The following is a 15158-nucleotide window of genomic DNA, read 5'->3' on the forward strand; positions in this document are numbered from 1 at the left end:
CCCCGGTGGCCGTACGCTGTCCGCCATGGACCGTACGCCCGCCGCCGCGACCGCCGACGACTTCCTCGACCAGGCCCTGCTGGAGGAGGCCGCGAAGAAGTCCGGCCTGCTCTGGGTGCGCGCGGACGGGCAGGAGCACGCCCGGCCGCTGTGGCACGCCTGGCACGACGGCGCCGTCGTGGTGGTCGGCGGGGGCGGCGAGCAGCCGCTGCACGGCCTGGAGCCCGGCGCCGGGGCCGTGGTCACCGTCCGCAGCAAGGACAAGGGCGGCCGACTGACCGGCTGGAACGCCCGGGTGGTCGAACCGGCCCCGAACAGCGAGGCCTGGCTGGGCGCCGTCGAGGAGCTCAAGGGCAAGCGGCTGAACGCGCCCGACACCGACGCCATCACCACCCGCTGGGCCCGCGAGTGCCGGGTGCTGCGGCTGGAGCCGACCGGCCCGCTCACCGAGCACCCCGGGGCGATGCCGGACGGCTCGCACGCCGCGCAGCCGCTGCCCACCCCGGCCACCACTCGCCGCCCGATCCCGGCCGGCCTGCCCAAACTGCTGTTCAAGCGCCGTTAAAGGTTCACGCCCGGGACTCGTCCGACGGCTACCGTGCCTCCCGGCCGGGCCCGGAACACGCGGGTAGCCTTGGCCGCGGACGCGCCCCCGGCGCATCCGGTACGGCATCGAGCGAGTCGAGGGAGTCCATGGCAGGGCCAGGCACCCGGGTCTTCATCTCCCATCTGTCCGCCATCGCGGTCTTCGACCCGAACGGCGACCAGGTCGGGCGGGTCCGGGACGTGGTCGTGTCGCTGCGGCTCGGCGGCCGCCCGCCGCGCGTGCTCGGCCTGGTGGTCGAGGTGGTCGGCCGGCGCCGGATCTTCCTGCCGATGACCCGGGTGACCAGCCTGGAGTCCGGCCAGGTGCTCACCACCGGCGTGATCAACATGCGCCGCTTCGAGCAGCGCCCGTCCGAGACCCTGGTGCTCGCCGAACTGCTGGACCGCACCGTCACCTGGTCCAAGACCGGTGAGCAGGTCACCGTGCTGGACGTCGGCATGGTGCAGAGCCGGCTGCGCGAGTGGGAGATCAGCAAGGTCTTCGTCCAGCTCGGCCGGGCCGGCCGGCTGCGCAAGGGCAAGGGCGAACGGCTCACCCTGGACTGGCAGGACGTCACCGGCTTCTCGCTGACCGAACAGGACCAGGGCGCGGCCAACCTGCTCGCCACCTTCGAGCAGCTGCGCCCCGCCGACCTCGCCAGCGTGCTGCACCACCTGTCCGCCAAGCGCCGGGCCGAGGTCGCCGCCGCCCTCGACGACGAGCGGCTGGCCGACGTCCTGGAGGAGCTGCCCGAGGACGACCAGGTCGAGATCATCGGCAAGCTCCAGGAGGAGCGCGCCGCCGACGTCCTGGAGGCGATGGACCCGGACGACGCCGCCGACCTGCTCTCCGAGCTGCCCGGCGACGAGGCCGAGCGGCTGCTCCAGCTGATGGAGCCGGACGAGGCCGCGCCGGTGCGCCGCCTGCTGACGTACGAGGAGGACACCGCCGGCGGTCTGATGACCACCGAGCCGGTCGTGCTGGAGCCGGACGCGACCGTCGCCGAGGCGCTGGCCCGGGTCCGGGTCAGCGACCACAAGCCCGCGCTGGCCGCGCAGGTCTTCGTCTGCCGCCCGCCGAACGAGACCCCGACCGGCCGCTACCTGGGCACCGTGCACTTCCAGCGGCTGCTGCGCGAACCCCCGTACGTCCTGGTCGGCTCGCTGGTGGACGACGACCTGGACCCGCTGCCGCCGGACACCCCGCTGTCGCTGATCACCAGCTACCTGGCGACCTACAACCTGGTCGCCGCACCGGTCGTGGACGACGCGGACCACCTGCTCGGCGCGGTGACCGTCGACGACGTGCTCGACCACCTGCTGCCGGACGACTGGCGCGACGCCGCGCTGCACGCCCACGACGAGGACCGCGACGACGAGAGCGAAGGGGTGACCGGTGGACGGTGACCGCAGCGGACGGCCGGACGACTCCGCGCGCCGACGCCTCCAGGGAGAACTGCGCCAGCTGCGCGAGCTGCGCACCCGCGAGGGCGGCCGGGACCGGCGCTCGGACACCGCGCCGATCACCGGCACCGGCCGCGCCCGGCTCGACCAGCCGCGCACCGCGCGGCCCGGCCTGCTCTCGCTGCCGTCCTACGACCCGGAGGCCTTCGGCGTCCTGTCCGAGCGGATCGCCCGCTTCCTCGGCACCGGTCGGTTCATCGTCTGGATGACGGTGGTGGTCGTCGTCTGGATAGCGTGGAACACCCTGCTGCCGGCGAACGTGCGCTTCGACGAGTACCCGTTCATCTTCCTGACCCTGGCGCTGTCCCTGCAGGCCTCGTACGCGGCCCCGCTGATCCTGCTGGCGCAGAACCGCCAGGACAACCGGGACCGGGTCAACATGGAGCAGGACCGGGCCCGCAGCGACCGCAACATCGCCGACACCGAGTACCTGACCCGCGAGGTCGCGGCCCTGCGGCACGGGCTCGGCGAGGTGGCCACGCGGGACTTCATCCGGTCCGAACTCCAGTCCCTGCTCAAGGAGATCGACGAGCGCCGGGAGTCCTCCGACGCCCTGTGACCCTCGGCACGCTACCGGCGAGTCAAGGGAATCCGTCGGCGCCGTACCATCAAGGCATGGCCAACGAGACAGAGGTCGCGGCCGGCGTCACGGAGGAGTCCGTACGCCAGGCGCTGGCGACCGTCAACGACCCGGAGATCAACCGCCCGATCACCGAGATCGGCATGGTGAAATCGGTCGGGATCGCCGAGGGCGGCGCGGTGCGCGTCGCGGTCTACCTGACGGTCTCCGGCTGCCCGATGCGCGACACCATCGTCACCCGGGTGCGCGAGGCGGTCGGGAAGGTCCCCGGCGTGACCGGCGTCGAGGTCGAGCTCGACGTGATGAGCGACGAGCAGCGCAAGGAGCTGTCCCAGCTGCTGCGCGGCGGCGCCCCCGAGCGGGAGATCCCGTTCGCCAAGCCGGGCACGCTGACCAGGGTCTACGCCGTCGCCTCCGGCAAGGGCGGCGTCGGCAAGTCCTCGGTGACCGTCAACCTGGCGGCCGCGATGGCCGCCGACGGTCTGAAGGTCGCCGTGGTGGACGCCGACATCTACGGCCACAGCGTGCCGCGCATGCTGGGCGTCGAGGGCCGGCCGACCCAGGTCCAGGACATGATCATGCCGCCGCAGGCGAACGGCGTGAAGGTCATCTCGATCGGCATGTTCACCCCGGGCAACGCCCCGGTGGTCTGGCGCGGCCCGATGCTGCACCGCGCGCTCCAGCAGTTCCTCGCCGACGTGTACTGGGGCGACCTGGACGTGCTGCTGCTGGACCTGCCGCCCGGCACCGGCGACATCGCGATCTCGGTGGCCCAGCTGGTCCCCAACGCGGAGATCCTGATCGTCACCACCCCGCAGATGGCCGCCGCCGAGGTGGCCGAGCGGGCCGGCACCATCGCGGTGCAGACCCACCAGAAGATCGTCGGCGTGATCGAGAACATGTCCGGCATGCCGTGCCCGCACTGCGACGAGATGATCGACGTCTTCGGGACCGGCGGCGGCCGGACCGTCGCGGACGCGCTCACCCGCACCGTCGGCGCGACCGTCCCGGTGCTCGGCTCGATCCCGATCGACGTGCGGCTGCGCGAGGGCGGCGACGACGGCCGCCCGGTCGTGCTCGCCGCGCCCGACTCCCCGGCCGGCGCCGCCCTGCGCGCCGTGGCCGGCAAGCTCGGCGGCCGCCAGCGCGGGCTGTCCGGCATGTCGCTGGGCCTGACGCCCAGGAACAAGTTCTGAGACCGTGACCGACGAAGGGCCGGGTGGCCGGACCACCCGGCCCTTCGTCGTACCGTCGCGCGCCCCGGGGCGCTACGGCCGGGTGTAGGCGGCCAGCTCCGGAACGGTGGAGAAGCCGATGCCGTAGGCGCTGACGCCGCGGCCGTAGGCGCCGAGCAGGACGCCGGGGGCCTCGCCGGCCAGCACCCAGCCGTACTCGGACTCGCGGTAGCGGAAGGGCTGCGGCAGCCCGTTGACGGGCAGGCTGAGGGTGGACCAGCCGGGGCCCGCCAGGTCGTCGGCGAGGTCCCAGGCGAGGCTGCTCTGCTGGTCCAGCCAGTCCTGGCGCAGCGCCCGGTCCAGCTGCCCGGGCCAGGTCCCGGCGAGCAGGCCGGAGCCGGCCAGCCAGGCCGCGGAGGAGGCGGAGGTCGCCTCCAGGGTGCCGGTGTTGTCGGCACTGCGGCGGCTGTCCCGGCGCGCCACCGTGACCACGACGGCGAACTTCCGCACGTCGCGCGGCTCGTACCGCTGGGCCGGCTCCTCGCCGTGGCCGAGCGAGCCGTAGTCGACGCTGCCCGTGCGGGGGCCGGCGCCGGCCTGCACCAGGAAGCGACGGCCGGTCCAGCCCTCGTCCAGCCCGTACCAGGGGAAGTCTGCGGACAGGTAGGGCACCAGCGGGTCCACCGGGCCGGCCTGTCCGCCGACCACCGGGCCGCCGGCCGTGGCCGTCGCCCCTCCCGCCTGACTCGTCGCGTCCATCCCCGGGCCTCCTCAAACACACGTTTGCCTGCCGTGGCGCGCTCCCATGGTGGCGCACCGCGGCGCTCCCCGGGGCCGTTCCTGGTACGCGACGGGGCGCGTTGTGACGGACGGCTCAGCGGGAGCAATCAGCACAATAGCGGCGCACACGCCACCGCCCCGCTCAGCCGGTGGCCGGGCGGGGCGGGGGCACGGAGCCGGAGGCGCCGTACGCGGTGCGGATCGACCGGCGTACGCGGTGCGGATCGACCGGCGTACGCGGCGTGATCAGGTGGCGTCGGGGTCGAACGGGGGGCGCTCGCCGGGCGCCAGCGGGGCGCCGGTGGAGGCGGCGGCCGGCTCGGACTTCTCGAAGCTGACGCTGCCGCTGCGGCCGTTGACCGGCGCCGCGGGCTTGTCGTCCAGGACCGAGCGGATGTCCAGCGAGTCCTTCATCTCCTTGAGGCCCAGCGGGTCGTCCTGGCCGCCCATGAGCTGCTTGCGGACGAAGGTCTTGGGGTTCAGGTCCTCGAACTCGAAGTCCTGGAACTCGGGGCCCAGCTCGCTGCGGATGTCCTCCTTCGCGTTGTCGGCGAAGGAACGGATCTTCCGGATGAAGCCCATGGTGTCCTGGATCAATTTCGGCAGTTTGTCCGGGCCGAAGATGATGATCGCCATCACGGCAAGCGTCAGGAGCTCCAGCCCACCCACGTCGCTGAACACCTTTGCTCCCTAGCTCGTCGGACGACGGTTCCTACAGGGTAATGGCCACCGGCGAGTCCCTGGTCCACGCTGGGATGAAGCCGTGGTAAAGACCTGCCGGTGGCCGAGGCCGTCCGGACCGGAACACCGGTGTCCGTCGAGGGCCGCTCTAGCGAGTCTGCTGGCGCAGGGCGGCGGGGCCCCCGGGGTAGCGCTCCGGGTAGCCCGGCGGGGTCGCCTCGCGGGTCGCGGCGACCGGGCGGCCCGGGAAGTCCACCGGGACCTGCGCGTTCATCGGGACGAGCCCGCCGCCCCGGCCGGTGCCGGCACCGGGCGGGCTGACGGTGGTGCCGTGGCGCTCCTCGCCCTGGGTGCTGAGCCCGCCGACGCCGCCGAGCGTCACCGCGGCGACGGAGAAGGCGCCCGCGGCCGCGAACACCAGTCGGCGTCCGCGCGCGGGAGGGCGCACGACGGCCGTGGAGGGCTGCGGACGGGCCGGGGCGGCGGTGGGCTCGGGACGGGCCGCGCGCCGGCCCATGAGCGGCCGCAGCACCGCGCCGCGCCCGAAGGCGCGCGGGTCCACCCCGGGCAGCGGGGCGTCGGCGCCGAGCGCGCCCGCGCCGAAGGAGGCCCCGGCACCGCGGCCGAAGGAGCCGCCGTCGAGCCGGCTGCCGCCGAGCGTGCCGGTGGCCGCGACCCCGCCACCGGGCAGGTCGTCGTCGTCATCGCGGCGGCCGCGTCCGGTCGGCCGGTCGCGGTCCGCCGGGGCGTCCTCGGGGAGGTTTCCGACGGCCATCAGGCGGGCCATCAGCGCGGAGGACGGGCCGGGGGTGCCGGTGCGGGTCAGCATGTGCTTGACGGCGCGGCCCTCGTCGGCCTCGGCGAGGCACTGGGGGCAGGTCGCCAGGTGGGCCTGGACGCGGTCGCGCGAGTCGTGGCCGAGTTCGCCGTCCAGGAAGGCGGAGAGGCGCTCGCCCAGGTGGTGCTCCTCGGCGGCGGGCGCGGTGGGGCGGACGGGAAGCGCGTGCAGCGCCGTGTCCGCGGGCAGTGCCACCGCGGGCAGCACGGGCTCACCGGGGTCGTCGCCTCCGCGACGGCCCGGCAGGGCCCAGCCCCGTCGGGTCAGGGACCGGTCGGACGCATCCGAACGATCCGAACCGGACCGGCTGGTTCCGCTCACGATCGCCTCCGTCCGCGCCCACCGGGCGCGACCGCGGCCTCGACCACGCCGACGCCGACCGGCACCGGCTCCTCCGAGCCGCCGCGGCGCTCACGGCCGGGGGCCGAGCCGGGGGCGCGGTGCTTGAGCGCGGCGCGCAGGTGCGAGCGGCCGCGGTGGATGCGGCTGCGGACGGTGCCGAGCTTGACGCCCAGCGTGGCGGCGATCTCCTCGTAGGACAGGCCCTCGATGTCGCAGAGCACCACGGCGGCCCGGAACTCCGGCGCGAGGGTGTCCAGCGCCTGCTGGACGTCGGCGTCGAAGTGGGTGTCGCTGAAGTGCTGGGCCGGGCTGGGCTCGCGGGAGGCGAGCCGCTCGGCCGCGTCCTCGCCGAGCGCGTCGAAGCGGATGCGCTGGCGGCGGCGGACCATGTCCAGGAAGAGGTTGGTGGTGATCCGGTGCAGCCAGCCCTCGAACGTGCCGGGGGTGTAGGTCGACAGCGAACGGAACACCCGGACGAAGACCTCCTGGGTGAGGTCCTCGGCGTCGTGCTGGTTGCCCGTCAGACGGTAGGCGAGCCGGTAGACGCGGGCGCTGTGCGCCTCGACGATCTCCTCCCAGGTGGGCGGAGTCCAGGTCTGCGCGTCGGGACCTTCGGTGAAGGTCGCGAGGGCGGGGGCCTCGGTGGCACCGGCGGTCGGCGTAGCGGCCGCGGGCTGGTCCAGGTCGGAGTGCGCAGGCTGGTTCATCACGGGCTTCGGCGTACGGGCCGACGCGGTGCCGCGGGAGTGCCGCCGCACAGGGACGTCGCCCTCGGCCACACCTCCTCGGTCGGCTCTTCTGCCCAGCAGGGCCACCACCATATCCACCTCACCCGTCAAGCCCGGATAAAAGTGCCCGGGAGGCCTTCCGCACCCGGTCCGTCCTGACAACGGCCCGCCGCCGTACGCGGTTCCCGGTCGGCCAGTAATCTGTGCCAGGAAATATCGACATCCCTCGGCACCGGGCTGCCGCCCGGCGCTCCGAAAGAGGCAGCCATCAGCGAATTCGGGCCCGCACGTGCGGCTCTCGCCGACACCTACGTGAGCGAGGACGCGGTGCTGACCTACGCCCGGGCCCAGTCCGCGCGGACCGGGATAAAGGCGATCGGGCCGAGCGGCGGGGCGTGCCTGCGGCTGCTGGCCGCCGCGCTGGACGCCAAGGCGGTCGCCGAGATCGGCACCGGCACCGGGGTATCAGGGGTCTACCTGCTGCGCGGGATGCGGCCGGACGGCGTGCTCACCACGGTGGACTCCGAACCGGTGCGCCAGCAGCTGGCGCGCGAGGCGTACCAGGCGGCCGGGTTCGCGGCCAACCGCTCCCGGTTCATACCGGGCCGGGCCCTGGAGGTGCTGCCCCGGCTCGCCGACGGCCAGTACGACCTGGTGTTCTGCGACGGCGACCCGGTCGAGTCCTGCGAGTACCTGCTGGAGGCACTGCGGCTGCTGCGGCCGGGCGGGATGGTCTGCTTCGAGGGGGTCTTCCAGGAGGGAAGGCTGGCCGAGCCGGAGCTCCAGGACCCGCAGACCGGCGCCGTCCGGGACCTGGTCCGGGACGTGCGGGAGAGCGAGGCCCTGCTGCCGGCACTGCTGCCGGTGTCGGACGGGCTGCTCTGCGCCATCAAGCGCTGAGTCCGGCGCCATCAAGCGCTGAGCCCGGCGCCCCGCGGGGACCGGGCCCGGAAAACGTGCGGACCCGGGCCGACATGACGTCGTACCCGGGCCCGGCAGCACATCTCCAGGAGATGGCGAGCACCTGCTGCGGTCAGCCGCAGGCCTTCTTCAGGGCCTCGCCGAGGGCGTCGGCCTCGTCAGGCGTGAGCTCCACCACAAGGCGTCCGCCGCCTTCGAGCGGAACGCGCATGATGATGCCCCGCCCCTCTTTGGTGACTTCGAGCGGGCCGTCACCCGTCCGCGGCTTCATGGCCGCCATGCTCGTTCCCCTTCCTGCAACCGCTCAGCTACGCACCGGCAGTCCGTCCACCGCCGGTATCGAACGCATTGATCGGAAGCCATTATCCCGCATGCCACGGGCTGATGACCAACATCACTCTCGGTGCAACCACGGCCGGACCGCCCCCAACCGCCGCAAACCACGTCATAAGCCCCGGCGTGGCGGCGGCACGGACAGCACCGGAAGGTGCGATACCTCACACTCCCCAGGCCCCCGTGTGCTCCGGCATCCTGACACACACGACCGACACCGCCACGACCCCGGGAGCCCTCACCCATGTCCGATTCCGTGCTGTACGAGCTGGACGGCGGCCTGGCCGTCCTCACCATCAACCGCCCGGAGGCGATGAACGCGCTCGACGTCGCCACCAAGATCGCGCTGCGCGACGCCGTGACCGCCGCGGCCGCGGACCCGGCGGTGCGGGCCGTCCTGCTGACCGGGGCGGGCGAGCGGGCCTTCTGCGTCGGCCAGGACCTGAACGAGCACCTGACCCTGCTGAAGCGGGCCGAGGAGACCGGCGAGGGCGCGCTGCGGACCGTCGCCGAGCACTACAACCCGCTGGTGCGGGCGCTGGCAGGGATGCGCAAGCCGACCGTCGCCGCGGTCGGCGGGGTGGCGGCCGGCGCCGGCGCCTCGCTCGCCTTCGCCTGCGACTTCCGCTTCCTGTCCGACCGGGCCGGCTTCAACACCGCCTTCGCCGGGATCGGGCTGACCGCCGACTCGGGCGCCTCCTGGACGCTGCCCCGGCTGGTCGGGCACGCCAGGGCCACCGAGCTGCTGATGCTCCCCCGGACGGTCAAGGCCGCCGAGGCGATGGAGCTGGGCCTGGCCACCAAGGTGGTGCCGGCCGAGGAACTCGCCGCCACCGCCCGGGCCTTCGCCCGCGAGCTGGCCGAGGGCCCGACCGTCGCCTACGGCGCCATCAAGGAGTCGCTGGCGTACGGCGCCTCCCACTCGCTGGACGAACTCCTCGACAAGGAGGACGAGTTGCAGACGCTGGCGGGCGAGAGCGAGGACCACCGGATCGCGGTGCGCGCGTTCATCGCCAAGGAGAAGCCGACGTACCTGGGCCGCTGAGGCGCGCGGGGGCCGACCACCGGGTCCCCGCGCCGGCGGTCAGCCCTTGGCGCCGGTGCGGACGTGGCAGTCCGCCAGGTGGTCGTCGACCAGCCCGCAGGCCTGCATCAGGGCGTAGGCGGTGGTCGGGCCGACGAAGCGGAAGCCCTCCTTCTTCAGCGCCTTCGCCAGCGCCGTCGACTCCGGCGTGACGGCCGGCACCTCGCTCAGCGTGCGGGGGGCCGGCCGGTCCGGCTCGGCGGCGAACCGCCAGATCAGCGCGTCCAGGCCGCCCTCCAGATCGCGGGCGACCCGCGCGTTGGCGATCGCCGCCTCGATCTTGGCCCGGTTGCGGATGATGCCGGCGTCGGCGAGCAGGCGCTCCTTGTCCGCCTCGCCGAACTCGGCGACCTCGGCGATCTCGAAGCCCGCGAACGCGGCCCGGAAGCCCTCGCGGCGGCGCAGGATGGTCAGCCAGGACAGGCCCGACTGGAAGGCCTCCAGGCAGACCCGCTCGAACAGCGCGTCGTCGCCGTGCACCGGACGGCCCCACTCGGTGTCGTGATAGACCCGGTAGTCGTCGGTGGAATCGCCCCAGGCGCAGCGGCGCAGCCCGTCCGCACCGAGCACCGCGCCCTCGACCTCACCACTCATGCGCACCCGTTCACTTGTCGGCCCCCGGCTTCGCGTCCTCGGGGGTCTGCTCCCCGGCCGGCTGCTTGGCGAGCACCACGGCCGGCTCGACCACCTGGGCGAACTGCTCCAGGCCGGGCAGCGGCTCGGCCGCCGGGTCGGGGGCGGTGGTCGCCTCGACCGCGCCGCGCAGGTGGGCGGCGGCCTCCAGCTCGGCGATCCGCGTGTCGCGGTAGGCGAGTTCGGCGCCGAGGCGGTCCAGGACGTCGTCCACCTCGTCCATCCGGTAGCCGCGCAGCGCCATCGGCAGGCGCAGCTCGTCCACGTCCGCCTTGCCCAGCGGGCGGTCCTGCGGCAGTCGCGCGGAGATGCGGTCCGGTACCGCCTCCGGCATCGACCCACCCCCACCCAGCGCCACCAGGGCGGCACCACCGACCACCACGGCCATGGCGACCACGATCACCCAGAACACGAGCTGTCCTCCCGAACTCCCGGCCGGTCCGCTATGTGGTGGCAGGTAACCACACTGATCATGACAGCATGGTCCCTTAGTGAGGCCGGGGGCCATCATCGCACCCGCAGGAGCTGTGGAGGAGACATCGGTGGCACTGCGCCTGGGACCGCGGGAATTCGGTGACGACGAGCTGGTGATCATGGCGATCGTCAACCGGACGCCGGACTCGTTCTTCGACAAGGGCGCGACCTTCGCCGACCGGGCCGCCTTCGCCGCCGCGGACCGGGCGATGGCCGAGGGCGCGGCGATCCTGGACATCGGCGGGGTGAAGGCCGGGCCGGGCGACGAGGTCACGGTCGAGGAGGAACTGCGGCGCACCGTGCCCTTCGTGGCCGAGCTGCGCAAGCGCCACCCCGAGGCGGTCATCAGTGTGGACACCTGGCGGCACGAGGTCGGCGAGGCGGTCTGCGAGGTGGGCGCGGACCTGCTGAACGACGCCTGGGGCGGGGTGGACCCGAAGCTCGCCGAGGTGGCCGCCCGGTACGACGCCGGGCTGGTCTGCACCCACGCCGGCGGCGCCGAACCCCGCACCCGGCCGCACCGGGTCGGGTACGAGGACGTGATGGCGGACATCCTGCGGGTGACCGTGGGACTGGCCGAGCGCGCGGTGGAGCTCGGCGTGCGGCGGGACGCGGTGGTCATCGACCCGGGGCACGACTTCGGCAAGAACACCCGGCACTCGCTGGAGGCCACCCGGCGGCTGCCGGAGATGACCGCGACCGGCTTCCCGGTGCTGGTCTCGCTCTCCAACAAGGACTTCGTCGGCGAGACCCTGGACAAGCCGGTGAACGAGCGGCTGCTCGGCACCCTGGCCACCACCGCGGTCTCGGCCTGGCTGGGCGCGCGGATCTACCGGGTGCACCAGGTCGCGGAGACCCGCCAGGTGCTGGACATGGTCGCCTCGATCCGGGGCACCCGCGCCCCGGCGGTCGCCCGCCGGGGGCTGGCCTAGACCCCGCCCGGGCCGGGGCCCGCCCGCTGGTCCGGCCGACGGGGCGGGGCGGCCGGGCGTTGGGGCTAGATCTCGCCGGCGGGCCGGCGGGCGTCGGCGAGGATCTTCATGACCTCGTCGATCTCGTCGGTGATGTGGAACAGCTCCAGGTCGTGCGGGGCCGCCTTGCCCTGCGCGACCAGGGTGTTCTTCAGCCACTCGTAGAGGCCGCCCCAGTAGGCGCTGCCGTAGAGGATCACCGGGAAGCGGGTGACCTTCTTCGTCTGCACCAGGGTGAGCGCCTCGAACAGCTCGTCCAGCGTGCCGAGGCCGCCGGGCAGGACCACGAAGCCCTGGGCGTACTTCACGAACATCGTCTTGCGGACGAAGAAGTAGCGGAAGTTCAGACCGAGGTCGACGAACTCGTTGAGGCCCTGCTCGAAGGGCAGCTCGATGCCGAGCCCGACACTGAGGCCGCCGGCCTCGGAGGCGCCGCGGTTGGCGGCCTCCATCGCGCCCGGGCCGCCGCCGGTGATCACCGCGTAGCCGGCCTCGACGAGGGCCCGGCCGATCTCCACGCCCGCCTGGTACTCGGGCGAGTCGACCGGGGTCCGGGCGGAGCCGAAGACGCTGATCGCGGGCGGGAGTTCGGCGAGGGCGCCGAAGCCCTCGACGAACTCGGAGGTGATCCGCAGGACCCGCCACGGGTCGGTGTGCAGCCAGTCGGTGGGGCCGGTGGTGTCCAGCAGGCGCTGGTCCGTGGTGCTCGTGCCGACCTGGTCCCGGCGCACCAGCACCGGGCCCTTCTGCTTCTCGGGCCAGGCCTTCTTCTTCCGCGGCACCCCGACCTGCTCGGGACCGTGACCGTAGTGCTTCTCGTCTCCTGTGCCTGTCATGACGAAACCCTACGCCGATCTTCCCCCGTTTTCAGGCAACGGGGGAAGGTCGGTTGAGCAACCGGAAGGTGGCGTTCGGCCGCTGATCGTACGAGCTGAGCCGCGCGCGGCTCAGCTGGTCAGCCAGGCGCGCAGCCGCTCCTCGACCTCGGCGATGGCGCTCAGCGAGCAGTGCTCCTCGCGCTTGTGCGCCAGGTTCGGGTCCCCGGGGCCGTAGTTGACGGCCGGGACGCCGAGCGCGCTGAAGCGGGCGACGTCGGTCCAGCCGAACTTGGCCCGGGCCTGGCCGCCGGTGGCCGCCAGGAAGGCCTGGGCGGCCGGCTGGGCGAGTCCGGGCAGGGCGCCCGCGGCGAAGTCGGTGACGGTCAGCTCGAAGCCGTCGAAGACCTCGCGCACGTGCTTCTCCGCGTCGGCCTCGCTGCGGTCCGGCGCGTAGCGGAAGTTGACCGTGACGACGCACTCGTCCGGGATCACGTTGCCGGCCACGCCGCCGTCGATCCGGACCGCGTTCAGGCCCTCGCGGTACTCCAGGCCGTCGATCTCCACCCGGCGCGGCCGGTAGTCCGCGAGCCGGGTGAGCACCTCGGCGGCGTGGTGGATGGCGTTGTCGCCGAGCCAGCTGCGGGCCGCGTGGGCGCGCACGCCGGTGAGCCGCACCTGCGCCCGCAGGGTGCCCTGGCAGCCGCCCTCGACCATGCCGCCGCTGGGCTCCATCAGCACCGCGAAGTCGCCGGCCAGCCACTGCGGGTGGTCCTTGGCGAGGTGGCCCAGGCCGTTGCGGTGGGCCTCCACCTCCTCGCAGTCGTAGAAGACGAAGGTGAGGTCGCGGTTGGGCTCGGCGAGCGTGGCGGCCAGGCGCAGTTGGACGGCCACGCCGGACTTCATGTCCGAGGTGCCGCAGCCGTAGAGCAGGTCGCCCTCGACGTACGAGGGGAGGTTGTCGGCGATCGGCACGGTGTCCAGGTGGCCGGCCAGGACGACGCGCTCGGCCCGGCCCAGGTTCGTCCGGGCGACCACGTTGTTGCCGTGGCGGTCCACGGTGAGGTGCGGGTAGCCGCGCAGCGCGGCCTCCACGGCGTCGGCGAGCGCCTGCTCGTCGCCGCTCACCGAGGGGAAGTCGACGAGGCGGGCGGTCAGCGCGCCGCCGTCGAGAGTGAGGTCCAGGGGCGTCGGGTTCGGGCTGCTCATGGGCGCCAGCCTAGTCCGCGGCCCGGTGCGGGCCGGTGCGGCCGCCCGGTGACACGGACCGGCCCCCGCCGCCCCGGGGGCGGCGCCCGGACGGCGAGTGGGCGGGCAACGGCAACCGGGAGGCGCCGCACATCCGTCCGAGTGGGTACGGTGTCGGATCAAGGAGCAGGCGCGAGAGGGGCGACGGTGGCCAGGAGAAGGAGCAGCGAGGAGCTGGGCGACGAAGAGGAGCCCACTCGCCGCCGCGGGCCGCTGCGCGCCCTGCTGATGGTGATCGTCGGGCTGCTCGGCCTGGCCCTGGTCGCCGGTCTGGCCGTGGTCGGGATCTGGTGGTTCGGCTTCAAGCCGGGCGCGTCCGAGGAGTGCACGGTGAAGACCGCGGCGGGCAGCGGCACGCTGGAGCTGCCGCAGGCCGCCAACGCCGCGACGATCGCCGCGGTGGCGCGCTCGCGCGGGCTGCCGGACCGGGCCACCACGATCTCGCTGGCGACGGCCATGCAGGAGTCCAAGCTGCGCAACCTGGCGGGCGGCGACCGGGACTCGATCGGCCTCTTCCAGCAGCGGCCGTCGATGGGCTGGGGCACCCCGGCGCAGATCTCGGACCCGGTGTACGCGACCAACAAGTTCCTGGACGGCCTGGTCAAGGTCCCCGGCTACACCCGGATGCCGCTGACCGACGCCGCGCAGACGGTGCAGAAGAGCGGCTACCCGCAGGCCTACGCCAAGCACGAGACCAAGGCGACCCTGCTCACCTCGGCGCTGGCCGGCCGGGAGCCCGCCTCGTTCTCCTGCGTGGTGCACGACTACGCCAAGCCGGATCCGGCGGACTCCGCCTCCGCCTCCGCCTCCCCGGGCGCGACGCCGGGCGCCACCGCGACCCCGGCCGCGGCGCCGGACCGGGCCCAGGTGCTGTCCGACCGGGTGCGCCGGGAGTTCGGCCGCACGGTGACGCCGGCCACCGGCTACACCTCGACCATCAAGGGCGCCGAGAACGCCGTCTCGCTGACCCCGGACCCGGCCACCGCCGCGCTGACCTCCTCCTCGGACGCGGGGGCGGACGGCGGGGTGGTCGCCGAGCGGGCGAGCGGCTGGGAGGTCGCCCACTGGGCGGTCGCCCAGGCCCAGCAGCTGGGCATCGCGACGGTCGCCTACGACGGGAAGATCTGGCGCAAGTCCAAGTCCGAGGACGGCTGGCAGAGCCAGACCTCGGGCACCTCGACCAAGCTCGTCCAGGTCACTCTGGCCCCGGCCGACAAGGGCTGACGCACTGGTGTTCGGGTTGCCGCCGGTCGGGTGATTCCGGTCAACCCCGGTGGACCGACCCCCCGTTCCGGCGAACCGGGATGGAGAACCGTCACTGCCCTTGGCCGGGGCCGGTTCGGCGACGTCCGGCCGGGCCCGGCGGACACCCCTGTCGTGGTCGTACGATCCGATGATCGGCCAGGAAGCTTCCTTGCACCGGCCGAAACCTTCTGGCTTCTCAAGCGGTAACAACGTCGTCCGCCCGATCGGCCACACCCGGCCCCCGGGGCGGACGGGACGGAC

At 73.6% G+C, this 15158-nt stretch carries 17 protein-coding genes; 8 read left to right on the top strand and 9 right to left on the bottom strand.

Annotated features, from left to right (window positions below; translation table 11 throughout):
- Window positions 1–25 precede the first annotated feature (25 nt).
- From ACIQOV_RS04950 to ACIQOV_RS04965, 4 genes are all read left to right on the top strand, one after another.
- Entirely contained in the window at window positions 26–565 is a 540-nt protein-coding gene (locus ACIQOV_RS04950) for a hypothetical protein (protein ID WP_401045007.1), read from the top strand.
- Window positions 566–693: 128 nt separating this feature from the next.
- Window positions 694–1992, top strand: a complete 1299-nt coding sequence (locus ACIQOV_RS04955) for a magnesium transporter MgtE N-terminal domain-containing protein (RefSeq protein WP_359903533.1) — start codon at window positions 694–696, stop codon at window positions 1990–1992.
- 67 nt (window positions 1993–2059) lie between these two features.
- Window positions 2060–2608 carry a DUF1003 domain-containing protein gene (locus tag ACIQOV_RS04960; protein ID WP_380350196.1) on the top strand — a complete coding sequence of 183 codons (549 nt, stop codon included), beginning with the start codon at window positions 2060–2062 and terminating at the stop codon, window positions 2606–2608.
- Window positions 2609–2664: 56 nt separating this feature from the next.
- Window positions 2665–3825, top strand: a complete 1161-nt coding sequence (locus ACIQOV_RS04965; protein ID WP_359903536.1) for an Mrp/NBP35 family ATP-binding protein — start codon at window positions 2665–2667, stop codon at window positions 3823–3825.
- A gap of 72 nt (window positions 3826–3897) precedes the next feature.
- On the opposite strand, the gene ACIQOV_RS04970 is transcribed toward ACIQOV_RS04965, so the two are convergent.
- The 4 genes from ACIQOV_RS04970 to sigE form a co-directional block, all read right to left on the bottom strand.
- Window positions 3898–4563, bottom strand: a complete 666-nt coding sequence (locus ACIQOV_RS04970; protein ID WP_401044994.1) for a hypothetical protein — start codon at window positions 4561–4563, stop codon at window positions 3898–3900.
- Window positions 4564–4830: 267 nt separating this feature from the next.
- Entirely contained in the window at window positions 4831–5265 is a 435-nt protein-coding gene (locus ACIQOV_RS04975; RefSeq protein ID WP_359903540.1) for a sec-independent translocase, read from the bottom strand.
- A gap of 148 nt (window positions 5266–5413) precedes the next feature.
- Window positions 5414–6298, bottom strand: a complete 885-nt coding sequence (locus ACIQOV_RS04980; RefSeq protein WP_401044996.1) for a zf-HC2 domain-containing protein — start codon at window positions 6296–6298, stop codon at window positions 5414–5416.
- Window positions 6299–6420: 122 nt separating this feature from the next.
- Window positions 6421–7152: an RNA polymerase sigma factor SigE gene (sigE, locus tag ACIQOV_RS04985; protein ID WP_387694254.1), complete on the bottom strand. Its 732-nt coding sequence runs from the start codon at window positions 7150–7152 to the stop codon at window positions 6421–6423.
- Between the two features lie 258 nt (window positions 7153–7410).
- Here sigE and ACIQOV_RS04990 point away from each other — a divergent pair, with 258 nt between their 5' ends.
- The gene (locus ACIQOV_RS04990) at window positions 7411–8073 is read left to right on the top strand and encodes an O-methyltransferase (RefSeq protein WP_380540056.1); all 663 of its coding nucleotides are present in this window, start codon (window positions 7411–7413) and stop codon (window positions 8071–8073) included.
- Window positions 8074–8206: 133 nt separating this feature from the next.
- On the opposite strand, the gene ACIQOV_RS04995 is transcribed toward ACIQOV_RS04990, so the two are convergent.
- Entirely contained in the window at window positions 8207–8374 is a 168-nt protein-coding gene (locus tag ACIQOV_RS04995) for a DUF3117 domain-containing protein (protein WP_014137929.1), read from the bottom strand.
- 297 nt (window positions 8375–8671) lie between these two features.
- On the opposite strand from ACIQOV_RS04995, the gene ACIQOV_RS05000 reads away from it, so the two are divergent.
- On the top strand, window positions 8672–9472 hold the full coding sequence (locus ACIQOV_RS05000) for an enoyl-CoA hydratase-related protein (protein ID WP_401044998.1): 801 nt from the start codon (window positions 8672–8674) through the stop codon (window positions 9470–9472).
- Window positions 9473–9511: 39 nt separating this feature from the next.
- On the opposite strand, the gene ACIQOV_RS05005 is transcribed toward ACIQOV_RS05000, so the two are convergent.
- Together ACIQOV_RS05005 and ACIQOV_RS05010 are read right to left on the bottom strand one after the other, a co-directional pair.
- Entirely contained in the window at window positions 9512–10105 is a 594-nt protein-coding gene (locus ACIQOV_RS05005) for a DNA-3-methyladenine glycosylase I (RefSeq protein WP_359903548.1), read from the bottom strand.
- A gap of 10 nt (window positions 10106–10115) precedes the next feature.
- A complete protein-coding gene (locus ACIQOV_RS05010) occupies window positions 10116–10556 on the bottom strand; it encodes a DivIVA domain-containing protein (RefSeq protein WP_401045001.1) in 441 nt (146 codons plus the stop codon).
- 181 nt (window positions 10557–10737) lie between these two features.
- Here ACIQOV_RS05010 and folP point away from each other — a divergent pair, with 181 nt between their 5' ends.
- Window positions 10738–11550 (top strand): dihydropteroate synthase, encoded by an 813-nt coding sequence (gene folP / locus ACIQOV_RS05015; RefSeq protein WP_380540053.1) that lies wholly within the window; start codon window positions 10738–10740, stop codon window positions 11548–11550.
- Between the two features lie 65 nt (window positions 11551–11615).
- Here folP and ACIQOV_RS05020 read toward each other — a convergent pair whose 3' ends face one another.
- Window positions 11616–12425: a TIGR00730 family Rossman fold protein gene (locus ACIQOV_RS05020; RefSeq protein ID WP_359903553.1), complete on the bottom strand. Its 810-nt coding sequence runs from the start codon at window positions 12423–12425 to the stop codon at window positions 11616–11618.
- A gap of 111 nt (window positions 12426–12536) precedes the next feature.
- Window positions 12537–13613 (bottom strand): succinyl-diaminopimelate desuccinylase, encoded by a 1077-nt coding sequence (dapE, locus tag ACIQOV_RS05025; RefSeq protein ID WP_380539910.1) that lies wholly within the window; start codon window positions 13611–13613, stop codon window positions 12537–12539.
- A 186-nt stretch (window positions 13614–13799) separates the two neighbouring features.
- On the opposite strand from dapE, the gene ACIQOV_RS05030 reads away from it, so the two are divergent.
- The gene (locus ACIQOV_RS05030; protein ID WP_401045005.1) at window positions 13800–14876 is read left to right on the top strand and encodes a hypothetical protein; all 1077 of its coding nucleotides are present in this window, start codon (window positions 13800–13802) and stop codon (window positions 14874–14876) included.
- Window positions 14877–15158 lie beyond the last annotated feature (282 nt).

The sequence above is a fragment of the Kitasatospora sp. NPDC091257 genome, assembly GCF_044757675.1.
Lineage (GTDB): Bacteria > Actinomycetota > Actinomycetes > Streptomycetales > Streptomycetaceae > Kitasatospora > Kitasatospora lactacystinica.

Coding starts and splice junctions, on each gene's coding strand:
- ACIQOV_RS04950 (WP_401045007.1), top strand. CDS start 26: ATGGACCGTACGCCCGCCGCCGCGACCGCCGACGACTTCCTCGACCAG.
- ACIQOV_RS04955 (WP_359903533.1), top strand. CDS start 694: ATGGCAGGGCCAGGCACCCGGGTCTTCATCTCCCATCTGTCCGCCATC.
- ACIQOV_RS04965 (WP_359903536.1), top strand. CDS start 2,665: ATGGCCAACGAGACAGAGGTCGCGGCCGGCGTCACGGAGGAGTCCGTA.
- ACIQOV_RS04970 (WP_401044994.1), bottom strand. CDS start 4,563: ATGGACGCGACGAGTCAGGCGGGAGGGGCGACGGCCACGGCCGGCGGC.
- sigE (WP_387694254.1), bottom strand. CDS start 7,152: ATGAACCAGCCTGCGCACTCCGACCTGGACCAGCCCGCGGCCGCTACG.
- ACIQOV_RS04995 (WP_014137929.1), bottom strand. CDS start 8,374: ATGGCGGCCATGAAGCCGCGGACGGGTGACGGCCCGCTCGAAGTCACC.
- ACIQOV_RS05000 (WP_401044998.1), top strand. CDS start 8,672: ATGTCCGATTCCGTGCTGTACGAGCTGGACGGCGGCCTGGCCGTCCTC.
- ACIQOV_RS05005 (WP_359903548.1), bottom strand. CDS start 10,105: ATGAGTGGTGAGGTCGAGGGCGCGGTGCTCGGTGCGGACGGGCTGCGC.
- folP (WP_380540053.1), top strand. CDS start 10,738: ATGGCGATCGTCAACCGGACGCCGGACTCGTTCTTCGACAAGGGCGCG.
- ACIQOV_RS05020 (WP_359903553.1), bottom strand. CDS start 12,425: ATGACAGGCACAGGAGACGAGAAGCACTACGGTCACGGTCCCGAGCAG.
- dapE (WP_380539910.1), bottom strand. CDS start 13,613: ATGAGCAGCCCGAACCCGACGCCCCTGGACCTCACTCTCGACGGCGGC.